Source organism: Massilia sp. LC238, from assembly GCF_000735635.1.
Lineage (GTDB): Bacteria > Pseudomonadota > Gammaproteobacteria > Burkholderiales > Burkholderiaceae_D > Telluria > Telluria varians.
The window spans coordinates 53,968-68,643 of record NZ_JNNN01000019.1 but is presented as its reverse complement, the minus strand read 5'-3'; the positions used below and the strand labels follow the sequence as shown (position 1 = coordinate 68,643).

Here is a 14,676-nt window from a genome sequence, read left to right as displayed (position 1 = left end):
AAGCCGCCCTTCAAGCCGCACTGAGCGAGGCCAGCACGCGTTCCAGCGCAGCCTGGTCGACCAGGGCCTCGCCGACCAGCGCCGCATCGATGCGCTTGGCCATGCCGATCAGGGTCTTGCTCGGGGCGCATTCGATGACCTGGGTCACACCCTCCGCCGCCATCTTCTGCATGGTCTCGACCCAGCGCACCGGACCGGCGGCCTGGCGCACCAGCGCGTCCTTGATCGCGGCAGGATCGTGCAGGATAGCGACGTCGACGTTGTTGATCAAGTCGATCTGCGGCGCCGAGAAAGCGATGTTCTCCATGTAGTCGCGCAGGCGGTCCGAAGCAGGCTTGAGCAGCGAGGAATGGAACGGCGCCGACACCGCCAGCTTCATGGCACGCTTGGCGCCCTTGGCCTTGGCGATCTCGCAGGCGCGGTCGATCGCGCCGGCGTGGCCGGCGATGACGATCTGGGTCGGCTCGTTGAAGTTGACGGCTTCGACCACTTCGCCTTGCGCGGCTTCCAGGCAGACGGCGCGCACGTCGTCGGCCTGCAGGCCCAGCACGACGGCCATGCCGCCCTGCCCGACCGGCACCGCGTCCTGCATGGCCTGGGCGCGGAAGCGCACCAGCGGCACCGCGTCCTTGAACTGAATGACACCCGCGGCGACCAGGGCCGAGTATTCGCCCAGGCTGTGGCCGGCAACGATGGACGGCAGCGGGCCGCCGGCGGCGATCCAGGCGCGGTACACGGCGACCGCGGCGGTCAGCATGACGGGCTGGGTGTTGGTGGTGAGGTCGAGGTCTTCCTTCGGGCCTTCGGCGATCAGCTTGCCGATGTCGAAGCCGAGGGCATCCGACGCCTCAAGCACGGTCTGCTCGACGACCGGGTTGCCGGCGAAGCCGTTCAGCATGCCGACGGCCTGGGCGCCCTGGCCCGTAAACAGGAATGCGAATTTGCTCATGTTCTTGTTCTCTCTTTCGAATATGGGCGGCCACCGAAACATCCGCGCCGCCACGATCCGTAGGGTGGGCGGCTCCGCCGCCCACGCGGTGATAGGTAGCGGCAATATCATCGCGCCCGAATGCAGACCCGATAACAATCACCGCGTGGGCGTTCGTAATTCCGGGCATTGCCCGAAATCACCCCGCCCACCCTACATTACATGCGGGCGAGCACCGCGCCCCAGGTGAAGCCGCCGCCGACGCCTTCCATCAGCACATTGTCGCCCTTCTTGATGCGGCCGTCGCGCACGGCGGCGTCGAGCGCCAGCGGGATCGAGGCGGCCGAAGTGTTGCCGTGCTGGTCGACGGTGACGACCATCTTTTCCATCGGCAGCCCGAGCTTCTTGGCGGTGCCCTTCATGATGCGCAGGTTGGCCTGGTGCGGGATCAGCCAGTCGATGTCCGAGGGCTGCATCTTGGCGTGCTCGAGCGCTTCCTTGGCGACCTCTTCCAGCACGGTGACGGCCAGCTTGAACACCGCCGGGCCATCCATGTACAGGAAGCCGCTGCCGGCCACGGCGCCGCCGGCCAGGTTGCCCGGGATCGACAGGATGTGCGACTGGCTGCCGTCGGCGTGCAGCTTGGTGGCCAGCACGCCGGGCTCTTCCGACGCTTCCAGCACCACGGCGCCGGCGCCGTCGCCGAACAGCACGCAGGTGGTGCGGTCGGTGAAATCGAGGATGCGCGAGAACACTTCGGCGCCGATCACCAGCACGCGCTTGTACACGCCGGCGCGGATGAAGGCGTCGGCGGTCGAGACCGCGTACACGAAGCCGCTGCACACGGCCTGCACGTCGAACGCGGCGCTGTTATTCAGCATGCCGAGCTTCTGCTGCACGATGCAGGCGGTGCTCGGGAAGCTGCCGTGGAAGTCGGGGGTCGAGCTGGCAACGATCACCAGGTCGATGTCGGCAGGCAGGCAGCCGGCCGCTTCCAATGCATTGCGCGCGGCCTTCACGGCCAAGTCGGAGGCGTTCTCGTCGCTGGCGGCGTAGTGGCGGCTCGAAATGCCGCTGCGGGTCACGATCCATTCGTCGGAGGTTTCGATCCCCTGCTCGGCCAGCTGGGCCGCGAGTTGATCGTTGGTGACGCGCTTGGCCGGCAGGTAGCTGCCGGTACCGGTGATCTTGCTGTAGACAGTCATCTCTTCCACCATCCTGCTGGTTTGGTCAAGCCTGGCGCTGCTGGGCGTCGGGCGGGGGCGGCATCAGTTCGGCGATCAGGGCCGACAGCTGCTCTTGTACGTCGTATTTGGCGGCGTCGTAGGCGCGCTTGATCGCCCATTCGAAGGCGAAGGCGTTGGCGCCGCCGTGGCTCTTGAAGACCAGGCCCTTCAGGCCGAGCAGGCTGGCGCCGTTGTAGCGCTCCGGGTTCAGCTTCTTGAGCGACTTGCGGGCCAGCAGCGCGCCGGCCATCGACAAGATATTTTCCGTAAACACGGATTTGACGAAGCGCGACAGGCCTTCGACGGCCTTGAGCGTGACGTTGCCGACGAAACCGTCGCACACGACCACGTCCACCGTGCCCTTGAAGATGTCGTTGCCTTCGACATTGCCGTGGAAATTCAGTTTGCCGCGCTCGTGGTCGGCCTTGAGCAGCTGGCCGGTGGCCTTGACCACGTCGTTGCCCTTGATTTCCTCGGTGCCGACGTTCAGCAGGCCGATGCTCGGGCGCGGATTGTTTTCCATGGCCGAGCAGAGCACCGAGCCCATGATGGCGAACTGGTGCAGGTGGTGCGGTTCGCAGTCCACGTTGGCGCCCAGGTCGAGCATGTAGGTCGGGCCGCCCTTCTGGTTCGGCATGATCGAGCAGATCGCCGGACGGTCGACGCCAGCCATGGTCTTGAGCACGTAGCGCGAGACGGCCATCAGGGCGCCGGTATTGCCGGCCGACACGCTGGCATTGGCGCTGCCGTCCTTGACCAGCTCGACCGCCACGCGCATGGACGAATCCTTCTTCTTGCGCAGGGCGATCTCGAGCGGGTCGTCCATGGTGACGACCTCGGTGGCGTTTTTAACGGTGATGCGGGCGTTCGACTCGGCGCCATGCTTCTTGAGCTCGGCGCGCAGGACGTCTTCGAGACCCACCAGGATGAGGTGGACGTCAGCTTGTTTTTTTAGAAACGAGACGGCTGCCGGAATGGTAACTGAGGGGCCGTGATCGCCGCCCATGCAGTCAATGGAAATTGTGATTGTCATTTGTCGGGGGATGCCGGCTCACGCGATGCGGGCGGCAAGTTGGGATGGGGCATGGCGCGTAGCCAGCCGCTGTCCGCGCAATTCAAAATGACGGAGTGCAAAGTTGTTGCAGCCGCTGAAAACGGAAAAGAAAAAGCGGCGCCACGCAGACATACGTTGCACCGCTTCCATGGTACTAAAGGACAAGACGTCGATTACTCGTCGTTCTTGGTCTTCAGGACTTTACGGCCACGGTAGAAACCGTTCGGGCTGATGTGGTGACGCAGGTGGGTTTCGCCGGTGGTCGGCTCGACTGCCAGGTTCGGTGCGGTCAGGAAATCGTGCGAACGGTGCATGCCGCGCTTCGACGGGGACTTCTTATTCTGCTGAACTGCCATGATGACTCCTAATACATAAGTTCTAAAATTCTAACACATTCGATTTGCAAATACTTGCAGATCGAGTATCCCAGCGGCAATTTCTTATTCATCCATCGCCGACATGTTTTAACGCTGCTACATCAACTGCCTACTGCCATACTCGACTACTGCACGCGTTTGACACGTTCTTTCAGTCGTACTGCGGGGGTGCTGCGGTACTACTTGATTCTGTACTGCTTATTCGGACTTGAGATTTTTCAGTGCCGCGAACGGCGAGACCTTCTCGGTCTTCAGGGCGTCCAGGAGCTTGGTGTCCGGACATACCTCATGCTTCGGTGCCTGCGGCAGGGCCAGCAGGGCTTCGTCTTCCAGCAGCTGGCGGATATCGCACTCGCGGCTGCCGACGATCACGTCGATGCTCTCGTCGTCGAGGACTTCCTCGATCCCGTCCGCATCTTCGTCGTCCTTGCCGAGCACCAGCATGGTGGACGAATCGATTTCGTAATCCATCGGTGTCAGGCAACGCTGGCAGACCAGCTTCACGGGACCGGCGACCGCCAGGGTCATCGATGGGTAGCCCTGCTTGGTCAGGCCGCCGTCGATCGACCAGTGGATCTCGCCGGACTTGTCGGCGCAATCGGCGGCCAGACGGGTCATCTCGGCGACAGGGGTCGTGCCCTCGCGGTGTCCGCTATTCCGGCAAAACTCGAAGGCGTCAATGACAAAAGCGCTCATTTGGAAAACTTCCCCGGAAAACCTGCGATAATAACAGGCTTCTCCCCGCAGAGTCAAAGACTTACGTCGTTTTTGAGCGCTGCGCGTTGTACCCGATATGATTTATCGGGTTTACTTGACGGAGATATATGATCTATTAGCTTAGCTTATAGTTTTCCTTATTCGCCAGACCGCAATGATACCAAGTTCGGCGCCTTCGCGCCTCATTCTTGCCTCCAGTTCCGCTTACCGGCGCGAGCTGCTGTCGCGCCTCCAGCTGCCCTTCGAGGCGATCGCACCCGACATCGACGAAACACCCCGCCCCGGCGAAGCGCCACAGGATACCGCCCTGCGCCTGGCGCGCGAGAAGGCGGCCGCGGTGGCGGCGCGCGCTCCGGGTGCGCTGGTGATCGGCTCCGACCAGGTGGCGACGCTCGACGGCATGCAGATCGGCAAGCCCGGCGACCATGCGCGTGCGCTGGCGCAATTGCAGCTGATGCGTGGGCGCCGCGTGGTCTTCCATACGGCACTGTGCCTGTGGGACAGCCGCGTGGCCGACCCGCTGCAAGCCGCCCAGGTCGAGAATGTGCAGGTCTTCGTCGACTTCCGCGACCTGCCCGATGCCGAGCTGGATGCGTATCTAGCAATCGAGCAGCCCTATGACTGCGCCGGCAGCGCCAAGAACGAGGGCCTGGGCATCGCCCTGCTGGAACGGATCGAGTCGAACGACCCGACCGCCCTCACCGGCCTGCCCCTGATCGCCCTGACCGGCATGCTGCGCCGCGCCGGCGTTTCCTTCTTCGGCGTGTAACACCTCTTATTTTTTCTTAACGATGCCCGGCACCCTTTACCTGATCCCGAACACCCTTGGCCCCACCGACGCCTCCTCCGGCGCCCTCTCCGCCCTGCTGCCGACGCAGGTGCAGGCCCTGACTTCCAGGCTCGATTACTTCGTCGCCGAGAACGCCAAGACCGCGCGCGCTTTCCTGAAACTGGTCGCCATCGACCATCCGCTGGCCAAACCCTTGCAGGAAATCGAGATCGCCGAACTGAACGTGAACACGCCGCCGGCCGCGCTCGCGCAGCTCCTTGGCCCGCTGCTGGCGGGACGCGATGCGGGACTGGTGTCGGAAGCGGGCGTGCCGGCCGTGGCTGACCCGGGCGCGGACCTGGTGCGCCTGGCCCACCAGCACGGGATTCCGGTACGTCCGCTGGTGGGGCCGTCCTCGCTGCTGCTGGCGGTGATGGCGAGCGGCCTGAACGGCCAGAGCTTCGCCTTCAACGGCTATCTGCCGCTTGAGGCCGCCCAGCGCACCAAACGCATCGGGCAGCTGGAGGGGCGTTCGCGCAGCGAGAAGCAAACACAACTGTTGATCGAGACGCCGTACCGCAACGGGCAGATGCTGGAGGCCCTTGTGAGCGCCTGCCAGCCGGGGACCCTGATTTGCGTGGCAACCGACCTGTCGCTGGCCAGCGAGTCGGTCCGCACGATGACGGCTGCAAAATGGAAGGCGGCGCTGGCGGCCGGCAAGGGGCCGGATTTTCACAAGAAGCCGACGGTGTTCCTGTTCCTGGCGCAGTAAGTCGGCAGGGCCGGCCGGGCACGGCCGGCCACCATTCCCTCAGTGCACTTCGTGGGTCAGCTCGCGCACCCAGTCGAAAGCCTTCAGCTCGATCTCGCGAATCTGCGCCACCGACAGGCCGAGTTTGCGCAGCGCGTTATACAGCTTGCACCCGCCCTCCGCCGCCTCGAGCAGCTCGGCCACGCGCAGCATGGTCCCGAACTCCCCTTCACGGTCGAGCAGCGCCATGCGCACGTCGTCTGCCACCTCGACGTTGTCGAGGATGTCGCGCATCTGGATCGAGAACAGCGCATCGGCCAGCGACATGATCCCCACCGTGAAGGCGCGATCGGCCCTGGCCGCATCGTTCGGGTAGCGGGCCAGGGTCATCAGCTCGAGCAGCTTGCCGCGCGTCGTGGCCAGCTGCAGCAAGGGCGAAGCCAGCTCGACCCCGCCCGCGGTCGTGTACAGCAGGATCTGCAGCCAGCGCTGCAGCTGGCGCCGTCCGAGCTGGTGCAGCGCCTGCGACAGCGACTCGATCTGCGGCCCCGGCGCCGCGCGGCTGTTCACCAGGCGCAGCAGGTTCAGGCTGATCAGGGCGTCGCGCTTGACCGCGGTTTCGATCACCTGGGCGTCCGCATCCGAGCTCAGCAGCTCCAGCAGGCGCAGGATCGTCATTTCCGAGGGCGTGATCTTCTTGCCCGACAAGATGACGGGACGGGCAAAGTAATAGCCCTGGAAGTATTCGAAACCGAGCTCCATGCACAGCTTGAATTCGTCGATGGTCTCGACCTTTTCAGCCAACAGTTTCTTGCCGGTGGACTTGAGCGAGCACACCAGGCCCTTCAGCGCTTCCGGCGGCACCAGCTTGACGTCGACCTTGATGACGTCGACCAGGCCAACCAGGCGGTCGAGCTCGGGCGAATGCTCGACCACGTCGTCGACCGCGAACTTGAAACCGAGCTCCTTCAGCTCGGCGACACGCGCCAGCAAAGCCTGAGTCGGCTTGACGGTTTCCAGGATTTCGAGGATAACCTTATGCGGAGGCAGGAAGCGTACGAAGTCGCTCATCAGGACGACCTCGTCGACGTTGACGAAGGCGAGCTGCTCGCCGACCACCTGCTCCATGCCCAGCTGCGAGGCGTGCGAGATCACCGCCGCCGTCGCCGCAGCGTTGTCGGTCAGTTTCGCATCGTCGTCCTCGCCGGCGGCACGGAACAGCAGCTCGAATGCCACGAGATGCTGGTCACGGCCGAGGATAGGCTGACGTGCGAGAAAAAAATCGTTGGACGGCACGGATGCCGCTGCCGTTGCTTCGGCATGCATCTACAAAACTCCTGGAAACTGTTTCGGCCCGGATAGACGCGCCGGACAGGCGCGAACGCCTGCCTCGGAGACTATACTACAAATCCGAAACTATTAGCATTTTTATATCGAACTTGCGGATCAGCGCTTGCCGCCGCCCTTGCCGCCGGTGCGTGGACCAGCCGGCCGCGGAGCTGCTGTGCGTGGCCCGTTGGTGCGCGGACCGTCCGCGCGCGCCGCCGCCGAGCGTGCACCCGCGGCGCCGCCCGCGGCAGGCGGACGCTTGCCTCCCCCGCCCGCCCCGCCCGCCTTGCCCTGGACGCTGCCGTCCGGGTGCCAGACGCGGCGCGCACCCGTCTTCGGCGCGGCCGGCGCCGCCTCTTCGCCCTCGCGCACCATGCTTTGTCCCGGCAGGCGCAGGCTGCCCTTGCCGGACAGCGGGCTGGCGCGGCGTGCATTGCCAACCGGGGCGCGCGGTCCTTCGCCGGCCAGGCGCGCGGAAGCGGCGCCGGTCAGCTGGGTGCCGGTTTCAATGGTGAAACGCGCGCCGGCATCCTTGCCGAGCACCTGCACCAGATAAGGCATGGTTTCGCGCAGCATCGCCTCCAGGGTGTAGGGCGGATTCAGGATGAACATGCCGCTGCTGTGCAGGCCGATGCCGTCCGGCCCCGGCGTCGACACGGTGAGGGTCACATTGAGCCATTCCTTGGCCGGCAGGCGCTTGAGCTTGTCAGGGAACTGGCGCGATTCCATGCGTTGCAGCACCGGATACCAGACCGCGTACATGCCTGCCGGGAAACGGCCCAGCGCTTCTTCCAGCGCGTCGCGCACCTTCTTGTAGTCGTCCTTTACTTCATACGGCGGGTCGACCAGCACCAGCGCACGGCGCGAAGGCGGCGGCAACAGCTTCTTGAGGCTCTGGAAGCCGTCGCCGTGCTCGATGAGGACGCGCTTGCCGCGCGCGCGCTCGCCCTGCTCGGCGCGGTGCGCCTCGGCCTTGCGCACGTTCTCGTACAGGATCTTGACGTCGGCCGGGTGCAGCTCGAACAGGCGCAGGCGGTCATCGAGGCGCGACATCTGGTCGGCCACGTAGGGCGAACCCGGGTAGTAGCGCATCTTGCCGCTCGGGTTCATGCCCTTGACCAGGTCGAGGTAGGGCTTGAGCGCCTCGGGGACGTTGGTCGCGTTCCACAGGGGGCCGATGCCGGTGTCGTACTCGCCGGTCTTGGTGGCCTGGAAACTGTCGAGCGCATACACGCCGGCGCCGGAGTGGGTATCGATATAGGTGTAGGCGACGTCCTTCTGGTTCATGTACAGGTGCAGCTGCACTTGGACGAAGTGTTTGAGGACATCGGCGTGATTACCCGCGTGGAAGGCGTGGCGGTAGCTCAACATAAGCTGGAATTCCTGAGAAAAAAGTCGGTGCCGTGTTCTACGACGGCGCAATGGCGCCATTATCCACTACAAAGCAATTTCTCGGGCCGACGAAAAAAACCGCAGGCCCTTGCGGGCGCTGCGGCAAAGTCACAGAGGTAAGTATGACGGGCGGCGCTTACGCGACCTTCTTCTCGTCGAAGAACTGCTCGTCCTCGGTCGAGCCATGCAGCGCGGTGGTCGAGCTCTGGTTCTGCTGGATGGTCTGGGTCACGGCGTCGAAGTAACCGGTGCCGACTTCGCGCTGGTGCTTGACGGCGGTGAAGCCCTTTTCGGCGGCGGCGAACTCGTTTTCCTGCAGCTCGACAAAGGCCGACATGCCGCGGCGGGCATAGCCGTGCGCCAGGTTGAACATGCTGTAGTTCAGGGCATGGAAGCCGGCCAGGGTGATGAACTGGAACTTGTAGCCCATTGCGCCCAGCTCTTTCTGGAACTTGGCGATGGTGGCGTCGTCCAGGTTCTTCTTCCAGTTGAACGAAGGCGAGCAGTTATAGGCCAGCATCTTGCCCGGGAATTTCGCATGGATGGCTTCGGCGAACTGCTTGGCAAAGTTCAGGTCGGGCTTGCCGGTCTCGCACCACACCAGGTCGGCGAAGGGCGCGTAGGCCAGGCCGCGCGAGATGGCCTGCTCGATGCCCGGCTTGACGCGGTAGAAGCCTTCCACGGTGCGTTCGCCGGTGCAGAAGGGCTGGTCGATCGGGTCGACGTCCGAGGTGAGCAGGTCGGCCGCTTCGGCGTCGGTGCGGGCGATGACCAGGGTCGGCGTGCCCATCACGTCGGCTGCCAGGCGCGCGGCGTTGAGCTTCTCGACCGCTTCGCGGCTCGGCACCAGCACCTTGCCGCCCATGTGGCCGCATTTCTTGACCGACGCCAGCTGGTCCTCGAAGTGCACGCCGGCGGCGCCGGCATCGATCATGGCCTTCATCAGCTCGAAGGCGTTCAGCACGCCGCCGAAGCCGGCTTCGGCATCGGCCACGATCGGCGCGAAGTAGTCGATGTCGTCCTTGCCCTCGGACCACTGGATCTGGTCGGCGCGCTGGAACGTATTGTTAATGCGGCGCACCACCAGCGGCACCGAATTGGCCGGGTACAGTGATTGGTCGGGATACATTTCGCCGGCAACGTTGGCGTCGCCTGCCACCTGCCATCCCGACAGGTAGATCGCCTTCAGGCCCGCCTTCACCTGTTGCATGGCCTGGTTGCCGGTCAGGGCGCCCAGGGCATTCACGTAGGGTTCGTTGTTGACCAGGTCCCACAGCTTCTCGGCGCCGCGCTTGGCGAGGGTGTGCTCGATCTGGATCGAGCCGCGCAGGCGGACCACATCCTCGGCCGTGTAGTTGCGCGTCACACCTTTCCAGCGCGGGTTGGTTTCCCAGTCTTGCTGGAGTTCACTGATCTGTTGTTCACGAGTTGCCATGCTGATTCTCCTGATTGAGGACTAAGTTGCGAAGGAATCCGTTGGGTAAATCATAGATCAGTTTGTGCGCAGCACAACAACTCTTATATAAGACATCAAAAGATTTTTTTATCGCTTTATTTCAATGACTTACAAGTTGCGTTTCATGATGTGATATAAAATTTCTCAGAATGGGAATGAAGGAAGGCGCTGGCTTTGCTGCAAATTTCGTCAGGCGGAATGTGCATTTCACCATGTAAAACAAAGTCTTCGGAAGGCTGTTGCGCAAATGCATTCAATCATCAATTTCCTCAAATAATTGTTGACTAGACGAATTTGTAATGACATGATGCAATCATCAGATTCGTCAAAAAACTCAACAAATTATCGAAAGTGATTATGCGCACCCTCCTCCGTCTCGCAGTTAGCAGCCTCTTCATTGTTGCCGCAACCAATGCGTCGGCGGGTGTCATCACACAAGACGGCGTCGTGTTCACGTCGACTTTCACTGGGAATGTCCTGAGGCTCGAAATCGACGCCGCCAAACGCAGCGGCGGCTGGGCCGCCGCGAGCGCCATCGATGCCCTGGCGATCAAGACGGTCGGGAGTTTCTCGGGCGTGAAGATGAGCAGCTCGACCGGCGCCAACTGGGCGCTGTCGAGGGCGGAACTGAACGCTTCCGGCTGCGCCGGCAAAGGCAAGGGTGGCGCCGCCCGCCTGTGCTTCAGCGGCGACGCCGTCGACCTGGCCGACAACATGGTGTTCACCTTCACCTTCGAAGGCAGCCCGGACCTCGCCGCGCCGCACCTGAAGGTGCACTTCGTGAACGCCGGCGGCGCCAAGGTCGGCAGCCTGCTGTCGATGGATTTCCCATGGCAGGCGGAGACCAAGCCGGCGCCCGTCCCGGCTCCGGCTCCGGCTCCGGCTCCGGCTCCGGCTCCTGCTCCGGCGCCCGCTCCCGTTGCCGAACCAGCACCGGTGCAAACGCCTGATCCCGCGCCGGCCGGCGGCACGCAGGGAGGTGGCGGCGCGGCCGAGACCGGCGGCAACCTGCCGGTCGCGACGCAGCCGGCTCCCCTGGATCCGGCGCTGTTCCCGGCGTCCCCCATCGTCGTTCCAGGCGGCGGCAACGCCGACACCGGCAACACCCCCATCGTCGAGCCTGCCGACGGCGGGTCCAGCGAGGTGCCTGAACCGCAATCCCTGGCCATCGTCGGCGCCGGCCTGGCCGTGATGGTCCTGGCGCGCCGTCGCCGCCGTACGGCCTGACATTCCAGCGCCGCGGCGCTAACTCAGCCATTGGTTAATCGCCTAACATAAAGGTCAATACGAGCGGACTAGTCTGGACTCGCGTGCTCATCCGTACGCGAGTCCGGGCCGTTCGCCGACGCGAAGGCCCGGTCGTTCAATGTCACTTAGGAGATTGAATTGAAGACCTTATTTTGCAAAGCATCGGCTGCCCTTGCACTGGCCGCCGGCGTCGCCGCCGCGGCCCAGGCCGGCTCCCTCACCTACCAGGGCGTGACCTTCACCTCGACCTGGAGCGGTAATCTCTTGACCCTGGAAATCGATGCCGCCAATCGCAGCGGAGACTGGCTCGAGGCCAGCTCCATCGGCGCCCTCCAGCTCAAGGACCTGGGCAGCTTCTCCGACGTGACCCTGGTGTCGGCCCCCGGCCTGGCGACCGACTGGACCCTGTCGTCCAACGAACTGAACGCGAACGGCTGCGCCGGCGGCGCCCATGCGGGACGCAGCCTGTGCTTCTCCGGCGAGCGCGTGGCCCTGGCGGACAACATGGTGTTCCAGTTCAGCTTCAGCGGCGGCGCGCCCGACCTGGAAGCGCCGCACCTGAAGGTGAATTTCTTCGGCGAGGGCGAACGCAAGGTGGGCAGCCTGCTGTCGCAGAGCATCGCGCCGGTCCCGGAGCCGCAGACCTACGCGATGATGCTGGGCGGACTGGGCCTGGTGGGCTGGATGGCGCGCAGGAAGCGCAAACAGGCCTGATTTTTTGAGCATGAAAAAACGGCGCGTGCCTTGCGGGACGCGCCGTTTTTCCTGTGTAGGGCAGGCCGATGCTTACTTGGCCAGCTCCACCTGCTCGCCGAACACGAGGTTCCCCCCACGTACCCGCACCGGGATCGTATCCTTCGGCCCGAAGCGGCCCGACAGGATCGCCTTCGACAGCGGATTCTCGATCTGCTGCTGGATCGCGCGCTTGAGCGGACGGGCGCCGTAGATCGGGTCGAAGCCGGCTTCCGCGATCTTCTGCAAGGCTTCGTCGTCGATGTCGAGCGTCATCTCCATCTTGGCCAGGCGTTCTTCCAGGCCTTGCAGCTGGATCTTGGCGATCGCGCCGATGTTCTTCTCGTCGAGCGCATGGAACACCACGATCTCGTCGATGCGGTTGATGAACTCGGGGCGGAAGTGGCCGCGCACCTCGGCCATCACGGCCAGCTTCACCACGCCCGGCTCGTCGGTGTCCATCGACTGGATCTTGTGCGAACCCAGGTTCGAAGTCATCACGATCACGGTGTTCTTGAAGTCCACGGTGCGGCCCTGGCCGTCGGTCATGCGGCCGTCGTCCAGCGCCTGCAGCAGCACGTTGAACACGTCCGGATGCGCCTTCTCGATTTCATCGAGCAGGATCACGCTGTAGGGCTTGCGGCGCACCGCTTCGGTGAGGTAGCCGCCCTCCTCGTAGCCCACGTAGCCCGGCGGCGCGCCGATCAACCTGGCCACCGAATGCTTCTCCATGAACTCGCTCATGTCGATGCGGATCAGGGATTCCTCGGTGTCGAACAGGAAGGCGGCCAGCGCCTTGCACAGCTCGGTCTTGCCGACGCCGGTCGGGCCCAGGAACATGAAGGAACCATAGGGGCGGTTCGGGTCGGACAGGCCGGCGCGCGAGCGGCGGATCGCATCCGACACCGCTTCGATCGCCTCGTCCTGGCCGACCACGCGCTTGTGCAGCTCATCCTCGATGTGCAGCAGTTTTTCGCGCTCGCCCTGCATCATGCGCGACACCGGGATGCCGGTGGCACGCGCCACCACTTCGGCGATTTCCTCGGCGCCGACCTGGGTGCGCAGCAGTTTCGGCTTCGTTGCCTCGCCGTCCGCGCCTTCGGCGGCCTCTTCGGCTTTCTTCAGCTGGGCTTCCAGTTCCGGCAGGCGGCCGTACTGCAGCTCCGAGACGCGCTGCCAGTTGCTCTGGCGCTTGGCTTCCTCCATCTGGTGGCGCAGGCGCTCGATCTCTTCCTTGATGTGGGTGGTGCCCTGCACCGCCGCCTTCTCGGACTTGAGGATTTCTTCGTAGTCGTTGTACTCGCGTTCCAGGCGCGCGATCTCTTCGCCGATCAGCTCGAGGCGGCGCATCGACGCTTCGTCGGTTTCCTTGCGCACGGCTTCACGCTCGATCTTCAGCTGGATCAGCCGGCGCTCGAGCTTGTCCATGACTTCCGGCTTGGAGTCGATCTCGATCTTGATCTTGGCCGCCGCCTCGTCGATCAGGTCGATCGCCTTGTCCGGCAGGAAGCGGTCGCTGATGTAGCGGTGCGAGAGCTCGGCCGCGGCGATGATGGCCGGGTCGGTGATCTCGACCTTGTGGTGCAGCTCGTATTTTTCCTGCAGGCCGCGCAGGATGGCGATGGTCGCCTCCACGCTCGGCTCGTCGACCATGATCTTCTGGAAGCGGCGCTCCAGCGCGGCGTCCTTCTCGACGTACTTGCGGTACTCGTCCAAGGTGGTAGCGCCGACGCAGTGCAGTTCGCCGCGCGCCAGCGCGGGTTTCAGCATGTTGCCGGCGTCCATCGCGCCCTCGGCCTTGCCGGCGCCGACCATGGTGTGGATCTCGTCGATGAAGACGATGGTCTGGCCTTCGTCCTGGGCCAGCTCCTTGAGCACGCTCTTCAAGCGTTCCTCGAACTCGCCGCGGTACTTGGCGCCGGCCAGCAGGGCCGCCATGTCGAGCGAGAGCACGCGCTTGCCCTTGAGCGAATCGGGCACTTCGCCGTTGACGATGCGCTGCGCCAGGCCTTCGACGATGGCGGTCTTGCCCACGCCCGGTTCGCCGATCAGGACCGGGTTGTTCTTGGAACGGCGCTGCAGCACCTGGATCGCGCGGCGGATTTCGTCGTCGCGGCCGATCACCGGGTCCAGCTTGCCCATCCGGGCACGTTCGGTCAGGTCGAGGGTGTATTTTTTCAGCGCTTCACGCTGGCCTTCGGCATCCTGGGAATTCACCGATTCGCCGCCGCGCACGGCGGAGATGGCGGATTCGAGCGCCTTGCGCGCCAGGCCGTGCTCGCGCGCCAGGCGGCCGGCCTCCGACTTGTCTTCGGTCAGCGCCAGCAGGACCATCTCGGAGGCGAGGAACTGGTCGCCGCGCTTCTGCGCTTCGCGATCGGCCAGGTTCAGCAGCGCCACCAGCTCGCGCGAGACCTGCACGTCGCCGCCGGTGCCCGAGACCTGGGGCAGGCGTTCGAGTGCCGACTTGAGCGCGTTGGCGAGGCCGCCGACGTTGACGCCGGCGCGCTGCAGCAGTGAACGGGCACCGCCGTCGTCCTGGTTCAGCAGGGCGACGAGCAGGTGGACCGGATCGATGTACTGGTTATCGTTGCCGACCGCCAGGCTCTGGGCATCCGCCAGTGCTTCCTGGAGCTTGGTCGTCAGTTTGTCTTGCCGCATGGTATTGCTCCCTAGTGGTGTTCTTCACTGAGGAGC

Annotated in this window: 13 protein-coding genes; 4 read left to right on the top strand and 9 right to left on the bottom strand. The window is 64.3% G+C overall.

The window, feature by feature from the left end:
- Positions 1–10 precede the first annotated feature (10 nt).
- The 5 genes from fabD to FG94_RS04005 form a co-directional block, all read right to left on the bottom strand.
- Positions 11–949: an ACP S-malonyltransferase gene (gene fabD / locus FG94_RS04025; RefSeq protein ID WP_036207398.1), complete on the bottom strand. Its 939-nt coding sequence runs from the start codon at positions 947–949 to the stop codon at positions 11–13.
- A 197-nt stretch (positions 950–1,146) separates the two neighbouring features.
- A complete protein-coding gene (locus FG94_RS04020) occupies positions 1,147–2,133 on the bottom strand; it encodes a beta-ketoacyl-ACP synthase III (protein ID WP_036207589.1) in 987 nt (328 codons plus the stop codon).
- 25 nt (positions 2,134–2,158) lie between these two features.
- The gene (gene plsX, locus FG94_RS04015; protein ID WP_027863718.1) at positions 2,159–3,187 is read right to left on the bottom strand and encodes a phosphate acyltransferase PlsX; all 1,029 of its coding nucleotides are present in this window, start codon (positions 3,185–3,187) and stop codon (positions 2,159–2,161) included.
- A gap of 194 nt (positions 3,188–3,381) precedes the next feature.
- Complete coding sequence (rpmF, locus tag FG94_RS04010; RefSeq protein ID WP_005666806.1) at positions 3,382–3,564, bottom strand: 50S ribosomal protein L32; 183 nt, start codon at positions 3,562–3,564, stop codon at positions 3,382–3,384.
- Between the two features lie 219 nt (positions 3,565–3,783).
- A complete protein-coding gene (locus FG94_RS04005; RefSeq protein ID WP_036207394.1) occupies positions 3,784–4,281 on the bottom strand; it encodes a DUF177 domain-containing protein in 498 nt (165 codons plus the stop codon).
- Positions 4,282–4,456: 175 nt separating this feature from the next.
- On the opposite strand from FG94_RS04005, the gene FG94_RS04000 reads away from it, so the two are divergent.
- Both FG94_RS04000 and FG94_RS03995 read left to right on the top strand, forming a co-directional pair.
- A complete protein-coding gene (locus FG94_RS04000; RefSeq protein WP_036207391.1) occupies positions 4,457–5,071 on the top strand; it encodes a Maf family nucleotide pyrophosphatase in 615 nt (204 codons plus the stop codon).
- A 22-nt stretch (positions 5,072–5,093) separates the two neighbouring features.
- Complete coding sequence (locus tag FG94_RS03995; protein WP_036207388.1) at positions 5,094–5,843, top strand: SAM-dependent methyltransferase; 750 nt, start codon at positions 5,094–5,096, stop codon at positions 5,841–5,843.
- A 39-nt stretch (positions 5,844–5,882) separates the two neighbouring features.
- On the opposite strand, the gene FG94_RS03990 is transcribed toward FG94_RS03995, so the two are convergent.
- From FG94_RS03990 to aceA, 3 genes are all read right to left on the bottom strand, one after another.
- On the bottom strand, positions 5,883–7,148 hold the full coding sequence (locus FG94_RS03990) for an EAL and HDOD domain-containing protein (RefSeq protein WP_036207385.1): 1,266 nt from the start codon (positions 7,146–7,148) through the stop codon (positions 5,883–5,885).
- A gap of 120 nt (positions 7,149–7,268) precedes the next feature.
- Positions 7,269–8,522, bottom strand: a complete 1,254-nt coding sequence (locus FG94_RS03985; RefSeq protein ID WP_051996130.1) for a 23S rRNA (adenine(2030)-N(6))-methyltransferase RlmJ — start codon at positions 8,520–8,522, stop codon at positions 7,269–7,271.
- A 157-nt stretch (positions 8,523–8,679) separates the two neighbouring features.
- Positions 8,680–9,978, bottom strand: coding sequence for an isocitrate lyase (gene aceA, locus FG94_RS03980; protein WP_027863723.1), 1,299 nt, complete (start codon positions 9,976–9,978; stop codon positions 8,680–8,682).
- Between the two features lie 378 nt (positions 9,979–10,356).
- On the opposite strand from aceA, the gene FG94_RS27090 reads away from it, so the two are divergent.
- Positions 10,357–11,226, top strand: coding sequence for a PEP-CTERM sorting domain-containing protein (locus FG94_RS27090; protein WP_152570834.1), 870 nt, complete (start codon positions 10,357–10,359; stop codon positions 11,224–11,226).
- Between the two features lie 159 nt (positions 11,227–11,385).
- A complete protein-coding gene (locus tag FG94_RS28060) occupies positions 11,386–11,961 on the top strand; it encodes a PEPxxWA-CTERM sorting domain-containing protein (protein WP_036207378.1) in 576 nt (191 codons plus the stop codon).
- 72 nt (positions 11,962–12,033) lie between these two features.
- Here FG94_RS28060 and clpB read toward each other — a convergent pair whose 3' ends face one another.
- Positions 12,034–14,640, bottom strand: coding sequence for an ATP-dependent chaperone ClpB (clpB, locus tag FG94_RS03965; RefSeq protein WP_036207375.1), 2,607 nt, complete (start codon positions 14,638–14,640; stop codon positions 12,034–12,036).
- Positions 14,641–14,676 lie beyond the last annotated feature (36 nt).

What these genes read in the sequence shown, in the direction of transcription:
- fabD (WP_036207398.1), bottom strand. Translation starts at nt 949, where the DNA reads ATGAGCAAATTCGCATTCCTGTTTACGGGCCAGGGCGCCCAGGCCGTC.
- FG94_RS03995 (WP_036207388.1), top strand. Translation starts at nt 5,094, where the DNA reads ATGCCCGGCACCCTTTACCTGATCCCGAACACCCTTGGCCCCACCGAC.
- plsX (WP_027863718.1), bottom strand. Translation starts at nt 3,187, where the DNA reads ATGACAATCACAATTTCCATTGACTGCATGGGCGGCGATCACGGCCCC.
- FG94_RS03985 (WP_051996130.1), bottom strand. Translation starts at nt 8,522, where the DNA reads ATGTTGAGCTACCGCCACGCCTTCCACGCGGGTAATCACGCCGATGTC.
- aceA (WP_027863723.1), bottom strand. Translation starts at nt 9,978, where the DNA reads ATGGCAACTCGTGAACAACAGATCAGTGAACTCCAGCAAGACTGGGAA.
- FG94_RS27090 (WP_152570834.1), top strand. Translation starts at nt 10,357, where the DNA reads ATGCGCACCCTCCTCCGTCTCGCAGTTAGCAGCCTCTTCATTGTTGCC.
- rpmF (WP_005666806.1), bottom strand. Translation starts at nt 3,564, where the DNA reads ATGGCAGTTCAGCAGAATAAGAAGTCCCCGTCGAAGCGCGGCATGCAC.
- FG94_RS04000 (WP_036207391.1), top strand. Translation starts at nt 4,457, where the DNA reads ATGATACCAAGTTCGGCGCCTTCGCGCCTCATTCTTGCCTCCAGTTCC.
- clpB (WP_036207375.1), bottom strand. Translation starts at nt 14,640, where the DNA reads ATGCGGCAAGACAAACTGACGACCAAGCTCCAGGAAGCACTGGCGGAT.
- FG94_RS04020 (WP_036207589.1), bottom strand. Translation starts at nt 2,133, where the DNA reads ATGACTGTCTACAGCAAGATCACCGGTACCGGCAGCTACCTGCCGGCC.
- FG94_RS03990 (WP_036207385.1), bottom strand. Translation starts at nt 7,148, where the DNA reads ATGCATGCCGAAGCAACGGCAGCGGCATCCGTGCCGTCCAACGATTTT.
- FG94_RS04005 (WP_036207394.1), bottom strand. Translation starts at nt 4,281, where the DNA reads ATGAGCGCTTTTGTCATTGACGCCTTCGAGTTTTGCCGGAATAGCGGA.